The sequence below is a fragment of the Cytobacillus gottheilii genome, from assembly GCF_018582665.1.
Lineage (GTDB): Bacteria > Bacillota > Bacilli > Bacillales > Cytobacillaceae > Cytobacillus > Cytobacillus gottheilii.
In genome coordinates, this window is the sequence record NZ_CP071709.1 from 4388105 (window position 1) to 4408550 (window position 20446).

General features: G+C 40.2%; 20 protein-coding genes. 10 read left to right on the top strand and 10 right to left on the bottom strand.

The window, feature by feature from the left end; genetic code table 11:
• Nucleotides 1-37: 37 nt before the first annotated feature.
• From J1899_RS21600 to J1899_RS21620, 5 genes are all read right to left on the bottom strand, one after another.
• Entirely contained in the window at nt 38-868 is an 831-nt protein-coding gene (locus J1899_RS21600) for a MetQ/NlpA family ABC transporter substrate-binding protein (protein WP_214476654.1), read from the bottom strand.
• 17 nt (nt 869-885) lie between these two features.
• Nucleotides 886-1545 (bottom strand): methionine ABC transporter permease, encoded by a 660-nt coding sequence (locus J1899_RS21605; protein ID WP_066442094.1) that lies wholly within the window; start codon nt 1543-1545, stop codon nt 886-888.
• Between the two features lie 3 nt (nt 1546-1548).
• Entirely contained in the window at nt 1549-2286 is a 738-nt protein-coding gene (locus J1899_RS21610; RefSeq protein ID WP_214476657.1) for a methionine ABC transporter ATP-binding protein, read from the bottom strand.
• A 248-nt stretch (nt 2287-2534) separates the two neighbouring features.
• Complete coding sequence (locus J1899_RS21615; protein ID WP_066451261.1) at nt 2535-4034, bottom strand: malate:quinone oxidoreductase; 1500 nt, start codon at nt 4032-4034, stop codon at nt 2535-2537.
• 413 nt (nt 4035-4447) lie between these two features.
• Nucleotides 4448-5986 (bottom strand): histidine kinase N-terminal 7TM domain-containing diguanylate cyclase, encoded by a 1539-nt coding sequence (locus J1899_RS21620; protein WP_214476659.1) that lies wholly within the window; start codon nt 5984-5986, stop codon nt 4448-4450.
• A gap of 192 nt (nt 5987-6178) precedes the next feature.
• Here J1899_RS21620 and J1899_RS21625 point away from each other — a divergent pair, with 192 nt between their 5' ends.
• A complete protein-coding gene (locus J1899_RS21625; RefSeq protein ID WP_214476661.1) occupies nt 6179-6937 on the top strand; it encodes a hypothetical protein in 759 nt (252 codons plus the stop codon).
• Between the two features lie 14 nt (nt 6938-6951).
• Nucleotides 6952-7392: a hypothetical protein gene (locus J1899_RS21630; protein WP_066442086.1), complete on the top strand. Its 441-nt coding sequence runs from the start codon at nt 6952-6954 to the stop codon at nt 7390-7392.
• A gap of 142 nt (nt 7393-7534) precedes the next feature.
• On the opposite strand, the gene aspA is transcribed toward J1899_RS21630, so the two are convergent.
• Nucleotides 7535-8965 carry an aspartate ammonia-lyase gene (gene aspA / locus J1899_RS21635; RefSeq protein ID WP_214476663.1) on the bottom strand — a complete coding sequence of 477 codons (1431 nt, stop codon included), beginning with the start codon at nt 8963-8965 and terminating at the stop codon, nt 7535-7537.
• A gap of 296 nt (nt 8966-9261) precedes the next feature.
• On the bottom strand, nt 9262-9687 hold the full coding sequence (locus tag J1899_RS21640; protein ID WP_066442082.1) for a MarR family winged helix-turn-helix transcriptional regulator: 426 nt from the start codon (nt 9685-9687) through the stop codon (nt 9262-9264).
• Between the two features lie 122 nt (nt 9688-9809).
• On the opposite strand from J1899_RS21640, the gene J1899_RS21645 reads away from it, so the two are divergent.
• Entirely contained in the window at nt 9810-10229 is a 420-nt protein-coding gene (locus J1899_RS21645) for an organic hydroperoxide resistance protein (RefSeq protein WP_214476665.1), read from the top strand.
• 46 nt (nt 10230-10275) lie between these two features.
• Here J1899_RS21645 and hxlB read toward each other — a convergent pair whose 3' ends face one another.
• Nucleotides 10276-10836: a 6-phospho-3-hexuloisomerase gene (hxlB, locus tag J1899_RS21650; RefSeq protein WP_066442078.1), complete on the bottom strand. Its 561-nt coding sequence runs from the start codon at nt 10834-10836 to the stop codon at nt 10276-10278.
• A 6-nt stretch (nt 10837-10842) separates the two neighbouring features.
• Nucleotides 10843-11475, bottom strand: coding sequence for a 3-hexulose-6-phosphate synthase (gene hxlA / locus J1899_RS21655; protein WP_080843706.1), 633 nt, complete (start codon nt 11473-11475; stop codon nt 10843-10845).
• A gap of 241 nt (nt 11476-11716) precedes the next feature.
• Between hxlA and J1899_RS21660 the strand changes: the two genes are divergently transcribed.
• The 3 genes from J1899_RS21660 (at nt 11717) to gnd (ending at nt 14719) form a co-directional block, all read left to right on the top strand.
• On the top strand, nt 11717-12082 hold the full coding sequence (locus tag J1899_RS21660; protein ID WP_214476667.1) for a winged helix-turn-helix transcriptional regulator: 366 nt from the start codon (nt 11717-11719) through the stop codon (nt 12080-12082).
• 241 nt (nt 12083-12323) lie between these two features.
• Nucleotides 12324-13775 (top strand): glucose-6-phosphate dehydrogenase, encoded by a 1452-nt coding sequence (zwf, locus tag J1899_RS21665; protein ID WP_214476669.1) that lies wholly within the window; start codon nt 12324-12326, stop codon nt 13773-13775.
• A gap of 47 nt (nt 13776-13822) precedes the next feature.
• Nucleotides 13823-14719, top strand: a complete 897-nt coding sequence (gene gnd / locus J1899_RS21670) for a phosphogluconate dehydrogenase (NAD(+)-dependent, decarboxylating) (protein ID WP_214476671.1) — start codon at nt 13823-13825, stop codon at nt 14717-14719.
• A gap of 25 nt (nt 14720-14744) precedes the next feature.
• Here gnd and J1899_RS21675 read toward each other — a convergent pair whose 3' ends face one another.
• Nucleotides 14745-15941, bottom strand: coding sequence for a class I SAM-dependent rRNA methyltransferase (locus J1899_RS21675; RefSeq protein ID WP_214476673.1), 1197 nt, complete (start codon nt 15939-15941; stop codon nt 14745-14747).
• 505 nt (nt 15942-16446) lie between these two features.
• Between J1899_RS21675 and J1899_RS21680 the strand changes: the two genes are divergently transcribed.
• The 4 genes from J1899_RS21680 to J1899_RS21695 are packed head-to-tail and all read left to right on the top strand — an operon-like array spanning nt 16447 to nt 20387.
• Nucleotides 16447-17520 (top strand): iron-siderophore ABC transporter substrate-binding protein, encoded by a 1074-nt coding sequence (locus tag J1899_RS21680; RefSeq protein ID WP_214476675.1) that lies wholly within the window; start codon nt 16447-16449, stop codon nt 17518-17520.
• On the top strand, nt 17513-18553 hold the full coding sequence (locus tag J1899_RS21685) for a FecCD family ABC transporter permease (protein WP_066442066.1): 1041 nt from the start codon (nt 17513-17515) through the stop codon (nt 18551-18553). The genes J1899_RS21680 and J1899_RS21685 overlap by 8 nt, the downstream gene beginning before the upstream one ends.
• The gene (locus tag J1899_RS21690) at nt 18550-19581 is read left to right on the top strand and encodes a FecCD family ABC transporter permease (protein ID WP_214476677.1); all 1032 of its coding nucleotides are present in this window, start codon (nt 18550-18552) and stop codon (nt 19579-19581) included. Before J1899_RS21685 ends, J1899_RS21690 begins: the two co-directional genes overlap by 4 nt.
• A complete protein-coding gene (locus J1899_RS21695; RefSeq protein ID WP_066442064.1) occupies nt 19581-20387 on the top strand; it encodes an ABC transporter ATP-binding protein in 807 nt (268 codons plus the stop codon). The genes J1899_RS21690 and J1899_RS21695 overlap by 1 nt, the downstream gene beginning before the upstream one ends.
• Nucleotides 20388-20446 lie beyond the last annotated feature (59 nt).

The window sequence follows — 20446 nt, forward strand, 5'->3', positions numbered from 1 at the left end:
AATTGGACAGCCTTTTTGTGTATAACCGCCTGCTTGATTAAAACGCAGGAATAGCTGTTTCGTCGTAATTTTCTTCCAGGAATTTCTTAACTTCCGGACTTGTCATAGCCTCGGCAAGTTTTTGAATCGCTTCTGATTCGGCATTGTCTTTACGTGCCACTAAAGTGATTGCGAAGTCGTTGTCTACTCCTTCGGTCAGCAGGGCATCATTTTTCGGAGTGAGGCCAAGCGGTGCTGCATAAGCAGGTGTCATCACGACTGCATCGGCATCATCATACATTCTCGCCAGCATAAGCAGATCAACTTCTTCAAATTGATAGTTTTTAGGATTTTCTGTGATATCCCCGATTGTATAATAGGGTCCTGTTTTTTCCTTTAGTGTAATAACTTCGTGCTGAGCAAGCAGTGCTAAGGAACGGTCGATGTTCGATACATCATTCGCTATTGCAATCACTGCTCCCTCTGGCAGCTGGCCAATCTCATCGTATTCCTTTGCATACACACCATAGTTAGCAAAGTAAATTGGTGTGACAGGCACTAGTTCAGCATCGTTGCTGCGATTAAATTCCTCCATGTAAGGAACATGCTGAAAGAAGTTTGCATCAACTTCTTCTGCTGCAAGTGCATTATTGGGCTGTACATTATCACCAAGCACAACAACCTCAAGGTTAACTCCTTCTTCTTCAAGCTGCGGTTTAACCAAATCTAAGATTTCCGTCATCGGCGGAATTAACGAAGCTACCTTTAGTGTGACTTCTTCTTGCTCCGGTTTCGTCTCTGTTGCTTGTTCCTTTGTTTCTTCATCTTGACCACTGCAGCCTGTTACAAATAAAAGTACAGCTGCTAATAGAAATAATAGTTTCTTCATGCTGTCATCCTCCAAGTTTATCTTTTATCAATTACTCTGGACACCGTAGTTCCAGTAAATTGAATTAGTTGTACAAGTATAACCATAATGATAATCATATACATCATCAGTTCAGTTTGAAATTGCTGATAGCCATATCTAATGGCGAAATCACCAATCCCTCCTCCTCCAACAACACCCATAATGGTCGAATATGAGATAAAGCTTATGATCGAAGTCGTTAATCCGAGCACAAGTCCTGATCTCGCTTCAATGTATAAGAATTTAAAAATAATTTCTCTGACAGAAGCACCCATAGATACGGCTGCCTCTAATACGCCTTTAGGCACATCCAAAAGCGATTGTTCCACTAGTCGCGAATAATGGGCTATTGCGATAATCGATAACGGTACTGTTGCAGCCGCCGTCCCAATCGCTGTCCCAAGCAGGAGTCTTGTAAATGGAATTAAAAAAACGACCAATAACAAGAATGGAAAAGATCGAATCACATTCACCAAAAGATTCAGGACCGAGAAAACATATCTATTTTCGAGCAGTTGACCTTTTCTGCATAAAAAAAGAAAGGTACCTACAGGCAGTCCAATTAGGATGGCTGCCAGTATGGACACACCGACCATAACAAAAGTTTCGCCAATGGACTGCCAAATCTCCGCTTCATACTGCAGCATGATTTGCATATGTTACTCACCGTCCCTTTTAAGCTGCTGGACAAAGTATTCAGGATGGCTATTAATTGCCTGTATGCCTATAGGTTCAATGGAGACGGTCTCATAAATCTCTCCTGCTTCCATAACAGACACCCTGCGGCAGATCCTTTTCACAACATCCATTTCGTGGCTGACGAATACAATCGTCACCCCAAGCTGTTCATTAATATTTTTCAAGACGGTCAGAATTTCTGCAGTTGTATTCGGATCCAATGAAGACGTCGGTTCATCACAAAGCAGTACCTGCGGATTATTAGCAAGTGCTCTTGCGATAGCCACTCTCTGCTTTTGCCCGCCGCTCAGCTGAGCAGGATATTTTCCTGCCATCTGTTCAAGACCAACAAACTGGAGACATTCTTCCACTCTTGATCTAATGTCCATCTTACGCGAACCTGCCAGCTGCAAAGCCACCGCTACATTATCAAAAACGGTTTTATTCGCAACCAGATGAAAGTGCTGAAAGATCATTCCAATCGACTTGCGGGCACGCCGAAGTTCTTTGGCACTTAAGCGTGTTAGCGTCTGTCCGTTTACTTCCACATCCCCTGTATCCGGAAGCTCTAATAAATTCATCAGCCGCAGCAATGTAGACTTCCCTGCTCCGCTCGCACCGATCAATCCGTGAATTTCGCCTTTTTCAATTGTTAAATTCACTGATTTGATCGCTTCAAACTGTGAAAAGCTCTTGCTCACATTTTGTAATGTAATCATAAAAAAACCCCCTATCCAGAAAGAACGGGTAATGGCAACGCAATTTATTATAGCTTAATAAAGGATGGATGTCATGGGGAGACCATTCCATTGCCAATCCTTGTTCCTTTTATGTATGTTTAATGAAATGATCGGCTGTTCACAGAAATGTATGTGAAAATAAAAAATCCGAATTGCTCCTAATTCAGAAAGAATTTGAAGCATTTTTCGGATTTTAAGCAGAGCATTTATTACTAAAAACATAACGATTAGCTGTGAACAGGCTGTTCTTTACTAAGTCCAAGTGTCTCCGCTGTTGAATGCAGCAATTCCTGGAATAGGCGAGGATTCGCCTCTAATGATACTCCATAGGATGGAACCATTTCTTTAATCTTAGGCTCCCATTCATTTATTCGCTGCGGGAAGCACTTTTCTAATACTTCAAGCATGACATGAACGGCTGTTGACGCCCCTGGAGAGGCACCAAGCAAGGCAGCAACCGATCCGTCAGAAGAGCTGACAACCTCTGTCCCGAATTGCAATGTTCCTTTACCTGCAGGTGTATCCTTGATAACCTGTACACGCTGGCCGGCAACAACAATGTCCCAATCCTCTGCTTTAGCATTGGGGATAAATTCCCGCAATTCTTCCATGCGCTTTTCATTAGACAGCAAAACCTGACCAATCAGATACTTGGTTAAAGCCATTTCTTTTACCCCTGCAGCCAGCATCGTCAGCACATTATTCGGCTTTACAGACTTAATTAGGTCCAGATTAGAACCAGTTTTCAAAAACTTTGGAGAGAATCCTGCAAACGGTCCAAATAATAGTGATTTTTTATTGTTGATGTATCTCGTATCAAGGTGCGGCACAGACATAGGCGGTGCTCCAACCTTTGCCTTTCCATACACTTTTGCGTGGTGCTGGGCCGCAACTTCTGGATTATTGCACACCATAAATAAACCGCTGACTGGGAATCCCCCGATCTGTTTTGATTCCGGAATACCCGTTTTTTGCAGCAGCGGCAAGCTGCCCCCTCCTCCTCCGATAAAAACAAAGGATGCTGTATGATATTCAATTTTGCCGCCTTCCATATCCTGAACCTTTAACTCCCAAGTGCCGTCACTGCTGCGCTTAATGTTTTCTACACTATGCTTATAATTCACATAAACATTCTGCCTTTTTAAGTGATTAAAAAGAATGCGTGTTAATGCACCAAAGTTAACATCCGTACCAGAATCAATTTTCGTTGCAGCAATCGGTTCTGATGAGGTTCTTCCCTCCATCATCAGCGGAATCCATTCCTTCAGTTTTTCTGGATCACTCGAGAATTCCATCCCTTGGAATAACGCCGTGGCTGATAACGCTTCCAAACGTTTTTTAAGAAAAGTGACATTTTTTTCGCCTTCTACAAAGCTCATATGAGGAATCGGCATAATAAATTCCTGCGGGTTTTGTATAAGATTGCTTTTGACTAAATAAGACCAAAATTGTCTTGAAAGCTGAAACTGCTCATTGATCTTTACAGCCTTGCTGATATCGATGGTTCCATCCGGACGTTCAGAAGTATAATTAAGCTCACACAAAGCGGAATGGCCTGTGCCTGCATTATTCCATTCGTTCGAACTCTCTTCTCCTGCTTCTGCAAGCTTTTCAAACACTTTTATTTCCCATTCTGGAGCTAATTCCTTCAGTAAAGCACCTAAAGTCGCACTCATGATTCCAGCACCAATTAAAATAACATCTGTTTTTTTCTGTACGCTGCTCATCACAATCATCCTCATCCCCAAATTTGCCAAAACATTCGGTTAAGCCCTTCCATACCCCTTAAGAGCACACCGCACCGTGTCTAAAAAAACAATATCATAATATTATTATAATAATTTATGCAATAAAATATCTAGTATTATCTGATAATTATAAACTATTTATAGCTTGAAAAAAAGGGAAAGGTTTTGGAAATGAAAAGGAAAAATCACTTTATATTGAAAGCGCTCTAATAAAAAGAGGATTAATCCCTTAATTTCCCCTAGTATTAATAGGAATGACTACTAAACCCCATTTAGCTTCCTTTCAAAAGTATTAGGGTATAATAATTTGATTAAGAAAATTCTTCATTATAGTAATCCTCTCTTAGTTATATTCTTGAATCAAAAAAAATAAGACTGGGAGATCCCAAGTCTTATAAATCATCATGATTATACTCTTTTACAGTATTACGCCCTTCCCGCTTCGCTTTGTACAGGGCTTTATCCGCCTTTTGCAGAAGCTGATGTAAGGTTTCTTCTTCGTTTAATTCTGTTTTGGCTATCCCCATACTCACCGTTACATAAATCTTTGTACCTTCAATAATAAGGGGCTTTGATGCCAAAAGCTGCCGAAGCTCTTCAGCTATGATTTTTCCATTTGAACCATTAAGAGCAAAGACAAATTCCTCGCCTCCGTAACGGGCAAATAGCATGTCTTCATTTACTAACGTGTTACATACCTTAACGACATGTCTTAATAGATGATCTCCTGCCTCGTGTCCGTATGTGTCATTTACTTTCTTAAAGTAATCAATATCCATTAGGATAACCGATAGCGGCTGAACCTTTTTCTTTGCTTCCCGGAGCATTTGTTTAGACATCTGGAAAAAGGCTCTGCGGTTATAAATTTGGGTGAGATCGTCATAGTCAGCTTGATGCTGCAATTTAATCTGTAATCTTTTTAGCTCTGTAATATCCGTGAAAATAATTAATAATCCTTTAGTATTACCAGCCTGCTGCAGCGGGGTTGTGCGAACCTGATAAATGTGATCATCATGGTTAACCTCCCGGGTGGCCGCCGTTTCGATTGAAAAAGGGACCTGACCGCCTGACAGGTCATTCCAAATTTGATGAAACGGCAGACCAAACATCTTTTTATTTAATTTCGGAAACATATTTTTACATGCATGATTAAACTCAACAATCTGTTTTGCTTCATCCAATACGATTACCCCATCATTAATGCTATGAAAGATCGCATCTTTGGCAATTGGCATAAGGGTAAACATTCGTGATGAACTAATTGACCAAATATATAAGATAGATGTTAGCCATAAAACGAATGGAACTGGATCTAGACCAGGCGGAGTTAATCCAATTAAATAGATGAAAGCCGTAGCCATTGGAACGAATTGGCCAAACAATAAGGATATTAATTGGGGGCGATATACTCGTTCTGTTTCTTTCCATCTAGTGAGGACAAGAACGAAAGCAAAAAACATACTTGCAAAAGTATAGATGCCATGAACCACGTACCAAACGCCCATCTCCTGATGCACATACGGAGCACCTAATAATGGGTCGATTTCATAGACACGATAATGGAGATGATGAAAGTCATTTGTTGCTACCATGAACAGACTGATCATCGGGATTGTTAAGAGCGCAATCCATTTTTTGCGTGTTAGTTCAAATCCTAAGTAATTCATGATGAATAACAACCCAACAGGGGCGGAAAGCGGCATGGCTGTGTACTGAATGATGGTCCATAGCTTGATTTGCTCAATATTTGTAGACATTAAGCCAAAAGCTGAGGAAAAACAATATACAGTGATCAAAAAGGTGTATAAGCTAAAAACCTTCCCTATACTTGTATATTTGTGGCGATTAAGGAAGACATTTATAAACAAGTACATATTTAATACACCCGAAGTGCACACAAGGGTGATATACGCTGTTAATTCAGAATTCATAATAGAGTCCCTCTTTTGGAAATTTCCTGCTATTAGCATATACGATAACCGCTGTGCATTTCAATGCTCTTCTGCGCATTTAGCTTCCTTTAAATGTAAAAGAACCCATTAAAAAGCTGAAAATATACATAGTGGCGCACCCATTGGGCAAACTATCCATTACCAATACAATAGAGCAAAAAGAGGGGCAACATGAACGCACAGCCACGCAGAAGCCTTTTAAAGATTAGCATGTTCGGCATCTCTTATTTAAAAGACCATAATCCTTATATGATTGCATGGTGGTCAGCCGTTTTTCCCGGCTTTGGCCACTATCTGCTTAATCAGTACATACGCGCCACGTTACTGACATTATCAGAGGTTATTATAAATACTTTAGCTCATATAAATGAAGCAATGATCTATTCTTTTTGCGGAAAATATGAACTAGCCACCTCTATATTGGAACCCACATGGGCATTTGGATACTTGGTAATCTACCTATACACAATAGGAGATAGTTTTCGAATTGCTTTATATCAAAATAAACTTACTCATCTGGCCCTAAAAGAAAACAAAAACATACCATGTCTGGCAGTCACAGCCGCAGAAATTCAATATCTTGAGGAAAAAAGCCCGTTTTTCAGTGCTTTTTATTCTTTTTTCTTTCCGGGATTAGGGCAATTATATAACCATCGATTTGGCCTTGCCTTTTACGCGATGTTCTGGTGGTGGATCTACATCTGGCTTTCAAAGGCACATGAAGCATTATTGACCCTTTTACTCGGACAACTAGAAGCTTCTAATAGCATGCTAAACCCTCATTGGTTCTTATTTATGCCTTCTGTCTTGTTTGGATCTATTTACCAATCTTATTTAGCAACAATGGAACAAAACCAATTATTCCGCTTGGAACAAAGAACTTATCTATCCAAGAGGTATAGCAATTCGAAATTAAGAATCTTCTCATAAGCAGGTGCTTGACCATGTTGATTTTTGGATTATTTGAGCAGTCAATTGAATTAGAACAGGCACTTGCGGAGTTAGAGGAATTCTCAGTTTTAAACGAACAAATCCTTATCGTGTTTATGGATCAAAACAAGCAAGGCAGTAACAAGCAGCACCCTCCTCCTCATGATTTTGAAGTCGGCGTTGCCTGTGCCACTGGAGCTGCCGTTATAGGAGCAAGCCTTGGGTTTACCCTCATGCTTGGGCCTATTCTTTGCGGCATAATTGGCGCATTTACAGGTTTTATCACAGGATTATCCGTCTCCAAACTTCTCAATAAAGCCAAGAATCATAAAACCTTAAAGGAAAGCCGTCAGCAAGTGATCATCGTCATAGAGTCCCCTGAGTCCTTAACTTCACAAATAACGGCCATACTCCGGCGCTACCAGGCACTCTCAATTGGAGTACCAGGTAAATAGCAGGGACATTTCCAGTAATTTTGATAGCAAGAATAGATTGCAAAATAAGGTTTAATCAATTATATCTTCATCTTTTTAGCACGCTGCTCGTTTTACTCCTTATATAAAAAAAGCAGGAGATCGCTCCCCTGGCTTTTTTATGTCAATCTTTTTCCAATAACGACGCCCCTGCAATGCCAGGGTGTGTCATTTCATATGGGTCTAATATGAGATCAAGTTCTCCTTCTGTAAGTACATCGTATTTCAGGCATAAATCTCTTATGGAGGTACCATTCAGGATCGCTTCTCTCGCAATTCTGGCAGCTACTTCATAGCCAAGATGCGGATTAACAGCGGTGATAATTCCTGCGCTCTTTTCGACATATTCCTTTAATCTTGCTTCATTTGCTTCAATGCCTTTAACACAATGCTCCGTAAAACTGGTAAATGCGTTTTTCATGATGCTAATTGACTGCAGAAGATTAAAGATCAAAACTGGCTCCATCACATTTAGTTCAAGCTGCCCTGCTTCAGAAGCAAGAGAGATCGTATGATCATTTCCAATTACCTGAAAAGCCACTTGGTTAATAAGTTCTGGCATAACGGGATTAACTTTTCCTGGCATGATGGATGAACCAGGCTGTCTGGCGGGCAGTGTAATTTCCCCTAAGCCTGCTCTTGGGCCTGAAGCCATAAGTCTTAAATCATTGGCAATCTTAGACATATTGGTCATACAGATTTTTAGCGCAGCAGACACTTCTGTGTAGGAATCCGTATTTTGAGTGGCGTCCACCAAGTGTTCAGCACCTTTAAAGGGCATCCCGCTTATATCAGCCAAATATTGTACAACCAGTTCAATATAGCGAGGCAAAGCGTTTAAGCCTGTCCCAACAGCAGTAGCACCCATATTCAATTCATATAAATGCTGTCTTGACTGCTTAATTCGCTTAATATCGCGACCGATTACACGGCTATATGCTTCAAATTCCTGTCCAAGCCGAATAGGTACAGCATCCTGCAGATGTGTTCTGCCCATTTTAATCACATGATTAAACTCTTTTCCTTTTTCAAGAAAAACAGTTTGCATTTTCTCCATCGTTATAATGAGCTGTTCCAGCAGACTTAAAATGGCAATATGCATAGCTGTAGGAAAAGAATCGTTTGTTGATTGGGACATATTCACATGCGTATTTGGACTGCAATGGAAATAATTTCCTTTCTCTTCTCCAAGAAGTTCAATGGCACGATTGGCAAGAACTTCATTTATGTTCATATTAATAGATGTTCCAGCTCCGCCTTGAATTGGATCCACAATGACCTGCTCATGCCATTGTCCTTCAATCATTTCATCTGCTGCTTGTACAATTGCATTTCCAATGCCGGAATACAATTGCTTAACATCCATATTTGCCATGGCTGCCGCCTTCTTTACCATTGCCATGGCTCTAATTAGTTCAGGATGAATTCTATACCCCGTAATTGGAAAGTTTTCTACTGCCCGAAGCGTTTGTACACCATAATACGCCTCAGCAGGAACTTCCTTTTCCCCTAAAAAATCTTTCTCAATCCGAAAGTTATTCATTGATGCTAGCATAAAAGTCATTCTCCTTTTTATAAACCATCAAGCCTTATTTTCTCTATAATAAATGTTCCATTTTATACTCGTATCCACTATAAAGCGATTAGATTGAAATGGCAACATAATTGACGAAAATCCGCCTGTCACATTCATTTTAATCGATAAGACTCTGCTTAAAAGAATAGCTCCCTCAATTGACAGTCTAATATTCAGTCGAGGAAGCTCTATTTTATAGAAGCGAAGCAATTCTGTATAAAGTTATTGTAACCTGCTTAACATCGTCCAATTCCTTATAAATAGCAGGTATATTGTCAAGCTTCATCCAACATTTTCATTAAAATACGTTTCAGCTGGATAAACTCTTCTTCATTTAAATTCGTTTGCTCAAGGAATTTCAGCGGGATCTTTTCGGCTTGTGCTTCTGCTTGTTTTCCCTGCTCTGTTAATGTCACTTCTACTACGCGCTCATCTTCCTTTAAGCGTGTTCTTTTAATTAACCCATTCTCCTCCATTCTCTTCAGCATCGGTGTTAAAGTGCCAGAATCAAGATATAGTTTTTCACCTAATGCTTTAACAGAGATTCGATCTGTCTCCCAGAGAACGAGCAAAACTAAATATTGCGGATACGTAATGTTTAACTCCGTTAGTAATGGACGATATAATTTTGTCATTTCCCGTGTTGCTGCATAAAGCGGGAAACAAATTTGATTATCTAATTTTAAAATTTCCTTCGTCATTGGTAATCACTCCTGAGTTTATTATATCAAGGAAGGGGAATAATTATATAAGATTTGACTAACGACATTTAAATTGTGTACAATTTAATTGTAAACAACCAAATTAAAAGGAGTGTTTCATAATGTCAGCATTATATACTGCTTCATCAACAGCTTCAGGCGGCCGTCAAGGTTCCGTTAAATCATCTGATGGTACACTAGATTTAGCTCTTTCCATGCCAAAAGGATTAGGAGGCACAGAAAAAGAGGGAACAACAAACCCTGAACAATTATTCTCTGCCGGCTATTCAGCATGTTTTGACAGCGCCCTTCAATTAGTTGCAGGTCAAGCGAAAAAAAGAATTACTTCTGCTGTAACAGCTGAAGTCAGCATTGAAAAACAAGGTGCAGGCTTTGGCTTGAGCGTTAAATTGATTGCTGAAATGGAAGGTGTCACACAAGAAGAAGCTGAAGAGCTTATGGAAAAGGCACACGCAGTCTGCCCATATTCCCTTGCTATTGAAGGAAATGTGAAAGTAGAAAGATCTGCTGTTGCAAAATAAGCCCTTAGTATAAACAAAGAAGGCCGCGATGAACGCGGCCTTCTTTCTATTCAAGATTGGCATGCTTGCCATACATTTTGTTAGAATCCAGACCCTTTTTATCCATAAAGCTTAAAATAAGGGCATCGTAAAATAACAGCATCGTTTGTTCAAATAAAGATCCCATAGGCTGAATGGTTTTATAGTCCCCTTCAGATTGATCTTTTGTTACGCCAGGCAGTTTCACAACAATATCAGCCAATTCACCAATTGTTGAGTTAGGCGAAATGGTAATAGCTGCAATGGTACCGCCAATGCTTTTTGCCTTTTCAGCAATCGCTACCAGGGTTTTCGTTTCACCTGAACCAGAACCGATGATTAATAAATCATCTTTTTCTAAATTGGCTGTTACAGTTTCACCTACTATATAAGCATCAATGCCCATGTGCATCATTCGCATAACAAAGGATTTACCCATAAATCCAGATCTGCCTGCACCTGCGACAAAAACCTTTTTAGCCTTTAAAATCTGTTCGACCAATGCGTCCGCTTCAGATTCAGAGATTAAATGAACCGTTTGACTTAATTCCTGAACAATTTCTGTTAAGTATTCAGTCGTCGTCTTCATCACTAATTATCCTTGCTGGATTAGCTTTTGCATTTCTTGTGCGACTGCTTTTTTATCATCTTTACCAGTAATGCCTCCGCCAACGATTACAAGATCTGGCTGCTGTTTAATAACATCAGGAAGTGTTTCTAGTTTAATTCCGCCTGCAACAGCTGTTTTTGCATTTTTAACAACACTTTTAATCGTTGCAAGGTCTTCAAAAGAGTCTTTGCCAACAGCTTGAAGATCGTAGCCTGTATGAACACAAATATAATCGACACCTAGCTCATCTAGCTCTTTTGCACGTGCAGCAACATCTTTCACGGCAATCATATCAGCAAGAATTTGCTTGCCTTGTTTCTTCGCTTCTTCTACTGCGCCTTTAATTGACTCATCTTCAGCTGCTCCAAGAATCGTCACAATATCAGCACCTGCTGCTGATGCTTGACTCACTTCATAGCCAGCTGCGTCCATGATTTTCAAATCAGCAAGAACCGTCATGTTAGGGAATGCTGCTTTTACTTCTTTTACAGCTTTAAGACCTTCATTGATGACAACGGGTGTCCCGATTTCTACAACGTCTACATGATCTTGTACTTCTTTAACCACTTCAATTGCTCCTGGAATATCGACTAAATCTAATGCTAGTTGTAATTTCATGAACATTCACTCCTACTGGAATATTTTGATAAGTCTAGTTAAAAACATTTACTCATCAATATACGGCTTAGTATACTGAACATATATCAAAAGAAAAAGTACGCACTTTAAAAGCATATAGTGCTAAAAAGTATACCATTTGATATAGCTGGGCTGACGGAAAATCAAAAGCTATGTTATTTCTCCAGTGTCACTCAGCTTTATATTTTCCCTAACATTTGAAAAAGGAGACGTGAAAACAATGCCAAATTTAGGTGAAAGAACATTTAATTGTGAGAAAGAATTAACACTTGCGATCATTGGAGGCAAGTGGAAAATGCTGATACTTTGGCATCTCGGCAAAGAGGGGACGAAGCGCTTTGGAGAGTTAAAGTCACTTATGCCGGGCATAACTCAAAGAATGCTTGTCAATCAATTGCGTGAATTAGAGGATCATATAATTGTTCATCGCGAAGTGTATCCCGTTGTGCCTCCTAAAGTGGAGTATTCACTAACAGAAAATGGACAGAGACTCATGCCCATTTTGGAATCCATGTATGAATGGGGCAAAGATTATATTGAAAATGTCCTGGAAAAAGAATCGGAAGAACATTCAGCAACAAAATAAATTTTAAAAAGCCTTATCAGTGATTAGCATCATTGATAAGGCTTTTTTATGGTTACTTTTGATTCACTATTGTACTTTGATGTAACTATATGAAAATAAAGTGCGTACTTTCACCTGCTAACTATACATAATATACTGATTTCGCAAAGCATTGTACGAATAGGAATGTGACCTCTCGGAAATTTGCAAGCTGAAACTCCGTATCATTTGTTGTCATTTTTATCAGAAAGTAGGGCTGTTCATGGATTCTATGACCTTTGTATTATTTGGGGCAACAGGTGATTTAGCAAAAAGAAAAATTTATCCTGCACTGTTCAACTTATTTCTCGATCAAAAATTACCAAAATCCTTTTCAGTTATAGGGGTTGGAAGAAATAACTGCACTGACGCTGAATTTCAGGCTAAAGTAAAAGATTCGCTTTATACTTTCTCAAGGCACCTTTTAAACGACGTTTCCAAAAAACAGGAGTTTGTTAAACTATTTCATTACTGCCAATTAGATGTGACCGACCCAGAAGGCTATCATAAATTGCTGAAATTAACAGTAAAACATGAAGAAGAACAAAAAATTGCAGAGAATAGAATGTTTTACTTATCAGTTGCTCCACAATTTTTTGATGTCATTGCTCTAAATATTAAGAGAAGTGGCTTAGGCACCACCAATGGCTGGAAGCGATTAATCATAGAGAAGCCATTTGGCCATGATGTATCATCTGCACAAGCTCTGAATGAAAAACTGAGCAGAACCTTTGAGGAAGAGGAGATCTTTCGAATCGACCACTATCTCGGAAAACCAATGGTGCAAAACCTGGAAGCTTTCGTGCTTGCCAATCCACTGTTAAAAGCTATTTGGAACAATCAGTTTATCTCGAACGTCCAAATTACTGCCAGCGAAACGGTAGGAGTAGAAAATAGAGCAGAATATTATGATCATACTGGAGCCATCCGCGATATGGTACAAAACCATCTGCTCCAGCTGCTTATGATGACGGCTATGCGCATTCCTGAGAAAAAGAGTTCATATGATATCCGAAATGGTAAAAGAGAGGTAATGGAATCAATAAGACCATTAACTAAAGAGGATGCCCAAGCACAAATAGTTAGAGGACAATATCTCTCAGGTGAAATAAAGGGACAGCCTGTTGTTTCCTATAGCGAAGAAACAGGCGTTCAAGCGCAATCCAAAAATGATACTTTTATCGCTGCCCGCGTATGGATCGATCATCCTTACTGGAAGGGTGTACCTTTTTATATTCGAACAGGGAAACGAATGCAGGAAAAAATAACAAAGATTGTTGTTGAATTCAGAAATTCCAGTGATCTCGATTCTGTTGAGATAGAAAACACAAAACCAAACCTATTAACGATTAGCATTTTTCCAAACGAAGGCGTTTCGCTGCAGTTAAATAGCAAAAGTCTTATGAGTGGAAAGATTGAGCCTATTAACGTGCATTTTTCTGCCAGTCAGCGTGATTTGCCAGAAGCATATGAACGATTGCTCTTAGATGCTCTTAGCGGGGATCCTACCTTCTTTGCTCATTGGGAGGAAGTTGAAAGCTCATGGAAATGGATTGAGCCGATCCTGGAAGCATTTGAAGAAGATTTCGTTCCGCTGCACCATTATACTTCAGGATCCATGGGACCTGATGCAGCCCAGCAGCTATTAGATGAATGGGGCCATAGATGGTGGTAGATAAGAATAAGCATTAGTGACGGGAATCATTAAGGAGGATATGGTATATGAAAGTGGGATTAATAGGCTTAGGGAAGATGGGTTTGCATTTGGGTAAAAATTTAATAGATCATAATCATGATGTCGTTGCTTTTGACCTTAACAGCATGGCTGTTGAAGAACTTGGTCAATATGGTGCCACCGGGACCGAAAGCCTGAAAGAACTTGTTCAAGCTTTAACTAAACCACGCATTCTCTGGCTGATGGTGCCGCACCCTGTTGTAGATACTGTTATCCATGAGCTTTTGTCTTATTTAGATGAAGGAGATATTGTCATTGATGCTGGAAATTCTCATTACAAAGAATCCTTAAACCGATACAGCTTGCTAAAAGAACAAGGCATCCATTTTGTTGATGTAGGGACTTCAGGCGGTATAGACGGTGCCAGAAATGGAGCTTGCTATATGATCGGCGGAGACAGGGAAGCCTGGGAAATCATAGAGCCAATATTTAAGGATACAGCAGTAGATAATGGGTACCTTTATGCAGGTGAAGCAGGAAGCGGCCATTTCTTAAAAATGGTGCACAACGGCATAGAGTACGGCATGATGGCTGCAATTGGAGAAGGTTTTGAAGTATTGGAGAAAAGCCAATTTGACTATGATTATGAACAGGTGGCAAAGGTGTGGAATCATGGATCCGTCATCCGTTCCTGGCTAATGGAATTAACGCAGCAGGCCTTTTCCAAGGACGCTGAACTCGATGAAATTAAAGGCATTATGAACTCGTCTGGTGAAGGAAAATGGACAGTTGAAACAGCCTTGGATTTGCAAGCTGCCACACCAGTCATTGCGCTGTCGCTGCTTATGCGCTATCGCTCACAGGAGACCGATACATTCACAGGTAAAGTTGTTGCCGCACTGCGAAATGAATTTGGGGGCCATGCGGTGGAAAAAAATAATTAAAGCGGGGAAGGGATTCCTCCCTCCCTTACTTTGCGTTTTTAATAAACACAACCTTCAGGTAATCTCCCTCAGGAAATGACTTAATGGTTTTAAAATCCTCAGGCAGTGAATATTCCTCCAAAAGCTGATACTTCTTATTTGATTCTCTATAAGCCTGATCAATAAACCCTTTAAATTTATCCATATTAAAAGAGCTGGCATTCGTTGATGCTACAATGATCCCGCCCTCTTCTGTAATGGAAATTGCTTCTTTTAAAAGATTTTTGTAGTCTTTTTCGGCACTGAATACCATCTTTTTCGATCTTGCAAAGCTAGGAGGATCGAGAATGACCATATCAAATTTCAGCTGCTTTTTCACCGCATATTTAAAGTAGCGGAATACATCTTCTACAATAATATCCTGCGCTTCGTAATCAACTTCATTGATGCTAAACTGTTCAATTGTTTTACTTAAGCTTCTATTAGCTAAATCAACACTTGTTGTTTTTTGAGCATCTCCTAAAGCTGCAAAAACGGAAAAGGCACCTGTATAGGAAAAAGTATTTAAAACAGTCTTTCCTGCTGCATATGCGTCACGGATTCTTTTTCTAACTTCCCTTTGATCTAAAAAGACCCCAACCATTGCACTTTCATTAAGATAAACGGCAAAATGAACTCCATTTTCTTTAACGATAATCGGGAATGTGCCTCTTTCTCCCGTAACAAAATCATCTTCCTCAATATATTTGCCGCTTTCAGCAAATCGTTTCTTTTGATAGATTGCTTTGTACTGTACCAATTCCTGCAATGCCCCGATAATAGATTCCCGAAAGCTGTAAATTCCTTTGCTGTACCAATGGATTAGATAGTAGCCATCAAAATACTCAATCGTTAATCCGCCTAATCCATCACCCTCCCCGTTTACTACTCTGAAGGCAGTGGTTTCCTGGTTATTGAAAAATGACTTCCGGCTCTCAATGGCCTTCTTTAGTTGCTTTATAAAAAAGGACTGGTCAATTAGCTCATTCTCATTTCTAGTCAAAACCCAGCCATATCCTTTGTTTTGCTTGCCATAATAGCCTCTTGCAATAAATCTGTTCTTTTCATCTACGAGCTTAAGGATGGTACCTTCTTCTATACCATCATGCAGATTTAGAACAGACTCTTTTGAGATCAGCGGATAGCCGCCTTTAAATTTACTCACAAATTTACTCTTAACAGTTAAAGTGACATCTTTTTTCATCTTGTCATCCTATCAATAGTTTATGGTGTTGCTTAACATCATAATCATATCAGATCTGCAAGATGAAATCATTTTGCCGGGAAATAGATATCTTCAAGATCTGATTTGCTTCTTTCACTTACACTTTTAGAAAATAATATAACTATAACTACAGGGCTTATCTTATGAACATTTTGTTACAAATCCCAATCTGAATTGCTATTTGAGTGGATTTTCTTTAATTTTGATAGGGTAGTGTTTATTTCTTTCTGAAAAAACTGCATTCTATGAAAATTAGGATTGACACATTAACTGATAACGATTATCATTGAAAACGAATCTCATTACCAAATATTTTTCAAGAGTTTTGCAATACACTTCATTTTCCTGATAGCTAAGCATGTTTACATAGATTTATAACCGCTTTCAAATAAATGAAGAAAGTAATCCATTAATACAAAGGTTTAAAATGATTGCAGGCATTTCAAGTACTACTAACTTAATGACGAAAAGGATGAGAAAAAGAATGAAAGCGAACAAAAGATTTATTACCTTCATTATTTTTGCTATGACCCTATTCCTGCTTGCTGCATGTTCTGGCCAGGATTCTGATACAGCTTCAAATGAGAATGAGAGTAACTCAGACTCGTCCGAAGAGACAAATGCTACCGAAGATGAAAACTCCGAGTATCCGATTACGATTGAGCATGCTTTTGGTGAAACGGTTATTGAAAGCAAACCTGAACGTGTTGCTACTGTTCAATGGGCAAACCATGATGTTGCTCTAGCTCTTGGTGTTGTTCCTGTCGGTTTTTCAGCTGCAAACTTTGGTGTTCAGGATGACAGTGGTTTATTGCCTTGGACAGCAGAAAAGCTTGAAGAACTTGGGGAAGAAAACCCGAATGTTTTCCAAGATACAGATGGTCTTGATTTTGAAGCCATTTCTGATTCAGATCCAGATGTCATTTTAGCAGCATACTCAGGCATCACTCAGGAAGACTATGATTTATTAAGTCAAATTGCTCCAGTGGTTGCTTATCAAACAGGACCTTGGGCTACTACATGGCGTGAGCAAGTTCTTCTTAGTGCGACAGGTATGGGCATGAAGGAAGAAGGAGAACAGCTGATTGCAGATACGGAAAACTTAATTAAGGAAAAAGCTGCTGAACATCCTGAAATGGAAGGTAAAAAGGTTGTGTGGGTAAACTTCTCAGCTGATGATATGTCAAAACTTCACCTTTACACACCTGCAGATCCGCGTGGAGAATTCTTAATGGAACTGGGAATGGAGTATCCTGAAAGTGTTACAAACGAGATTACAGATCCATCTAGTTACTCTTTAAGTTTAAGCGCTGAGAATGCTGATTTACTTCATGATGCTGATTTAATTGTTGGCTATGGAGATGATAGTTTATATGAAGCAGTAAAAGCTGATCCTCTATTAGGAAAGATTCCTGCCATTGAAAGAGGTTCTGTAGTATTCATTAATGGTACCTCTCCATTAGGAGCAGCCGGCAACCCAAATCCGCTTGCAATTGACTATACGATTGATGAATATTTAGAGTTAATCGGAGGAGCTATTGAAAAGATAAATGAGTAGTTTAACAGATCAAACTATAAAGCAGAAAAATGCGTATTTACCAAAAAACTTCATAATCGTATTGACTGCTTGTTTGATCCTGCTTGGTGTATGTATAGTCGCCTCTTTGGCGCTTGGCTCTCGTACTGTGAGCTGGAATGAACTGATGGCTGGCTTATTTCACAACGACGTTGACTCCTATGGGGCCAGCGTCGTTCGTCAGAGAATAAGCCGGACCATTTTTAGTTTATTTTGCGGTGCAGCACTTGGTGTTTCCGGAGCGCTTATGCAGGCTGTTACACGTAACCCCATTGCAGATCCAAGCATTCTAGGAGTCAACACAGGCGCATCCCTTTTCGTTATTTGCGGACTCGCATTCTTTAACATTAGTACTGCGGGTGAATATATGTGGCTGGCAATAGCTGGGGCGATGGTTACAGCTGTATTTGTATATGGTATTGGCTCTATGGGGCGTGGGGGTGCCACGCCTCTTAAACTTGTTTTGGCTGGTGCCGCGACAAGTGCAGCACTTTCATCCCTTGTCAGTGCTATTATGATTCCACGCTCTTACGTGATGGATCAATTTAGATTTTGGCAAGTAGGCAGTGTTGGCTCCGGGAACTGGGAGTCCATTTCTCTCTTTTTGCCATTTCTCATTACTGGCCTTGTCATTGGAACCCTGGCAGCTTCAGCCTTAAATGCCTTGGCGCTAGGTGATGATGTAGCAACCGGATTAGGCGTGCGTACAGGAACGCTCAGAATTATTGCCGCTTTTGCCGGGGTACTTTTATGTGGTGCAGCAACTGCACTCGCAGGTCCAATTGGCTTTGTTGGTTTACTGGCTACGCATGTAATTCGTCTGATGATTGGCCCTGATCTTCGTTTCGTTATTCCAATGGCTGCCCTTTCAGGAGCCATTATATTAACCATTTCTGACGTGGCAGGCAGGCTTATCGGCAGTCCTGGAGAACTGGAAGTTGGAGTTGTAACTGCCTTTATTGGCGCTCCAATCCTGATTATTATAGCAATGAAAGCGAAAGTGCGTTCACTATGAAAAATAATTCTATTGAAATCATCAAACAAGGCAGACGTCTTAGACGCCGCCGCTGGATATTGGTCACTAGCCTCCTCTTTATTCTTGCAATCGTCCTTTGCTGTGCCATGCTTTTACTGGGAAACACGATCTACCCAGTAAACGACGTCATTCGCACTCTTTCAGGCGAACAAATTAAAGGGGTAACATTTGCAGTTAATACCATCCGTCTGCCACGGATGCTGGCGGGTCTTTTTGCCGGCTTTGCTTTCGGTATAGCAGGATACATCTTTCAAACAATGCTGCGCAACCCACTTGCAAATCCTAATGTTATCGGAATTACATCTGGTTCAAGTGCGGCAGCAGTCTTTTGCATTGTTATACTTCATACCAGTAATACGGTTGTTTCCATTGTCTCTGTGATTGCTGCACTTATAACCGTTATACTCATTTACTTATTATCTAAAGGAAGAACGTTTTCCATCGGCCGTCTTATTTTAGTGGGGATTGGAATCCAGGCAATGCTGGACGCTTTTATTTCATATGTTCTTTTAAAAGGTGATCAGCAGGACATCCCGGCTGCCATCAGATGGCTGAGCGGCAGTCTTAATGGATCACAAATGGATGAACTTCCTCCTCTTGTAATCGCCGTACTGATTTGTACGCCTATTGTTCTTTTATTGGGGAAACATTTAAGTATATTAGAGCTTGGTGAACAAGCTGCAACTACTTTAGGCGTAAGAACAGACCTTGCAAGAATATTATTAATTGTCAGCTCGGTCTGCATGATTGCACTTGCTACTGCAACGACTGGTCCTATTGCCTTTGTTTCATTTCTGGCCGGACCAATTGCGAAAAGAATTGTCGGAATTGGTTTTTCCAGCATCATCCCTGCAGGCCTTGTAGGTGCAAATCTCGTCTTGGCAGCAGATCTGATCGGTCAATTCGCATTTGAAGTCAGATTCCCAGTAGGAATCATAACAGGAATACTCGGAGCGCCATATCTGATCTTCTTGCTCATCCGAATGAATCGAAAGGGAGACTTATGATGATATCACCGCATGTGTTTAAAGCAGAAAAAATCGAAGCTGGCTATGAAAATAAGAAGATTTTACATGAAGTAAGCTTAACCATTCCCAGCAACAAAATAAGTGTTATTATTGGCGCAAACGCCTGCGGGAAATCGACGCTTCTAAAAACATTGGCTCGGCTAATCAAGCCCACTTCCGGCAGCATCACGCTTGATGACAAACCGATCAGTAAGATTCCCGCTAAAGAATTAGCAAGAATTGTTGGACTTCTGCCGCAATCTCCAATTGTGCCTGAGGGGATATCAGTGGCCGATTTGGTTGGCAGAGGCAGGTTTCCTCACCAATCCTTATTTAGCGGCTGGACAAAAAAAGATTATGAAGCGGTCGCAGATGCCATGGATATTATGAATATCACCGAGCTTGCCAATCGCAATATTGATGAACTTTCCGGCGGTCAAAGACAGCGTGTATGGATTGCCATGGCCTTAGCACAGCAAACAGATATTTTATTTCTAGATGAACCAACCACCTTCTTAGATATTACGTATCAGGTTGAAATTCTTGATCTGCTGACAGATCTAAATCGTAAACGCGGAACAACCATTGTTATGGTTCTGCACGATATTAATTTATCGGCCCGTTATGCTGACTATATCTTTGCGATGCACAGTGGAAAGCTGGCAGCGGAGGGGAAACCATCGGACGTAATCACAAGCACCTTGATTAAAGACATCTTTGGTCTTAACTCAACTGTGATTGAAGATCCGGTTTCAGGATCGCCAAATGTAGTGCCTATCGGACGCTATCATGCTGATAGAGTATGAACTAAAATGGAGCTGCTGAACTCTCCTTTGGAATCAATATATATATAAAAACTCCTCTA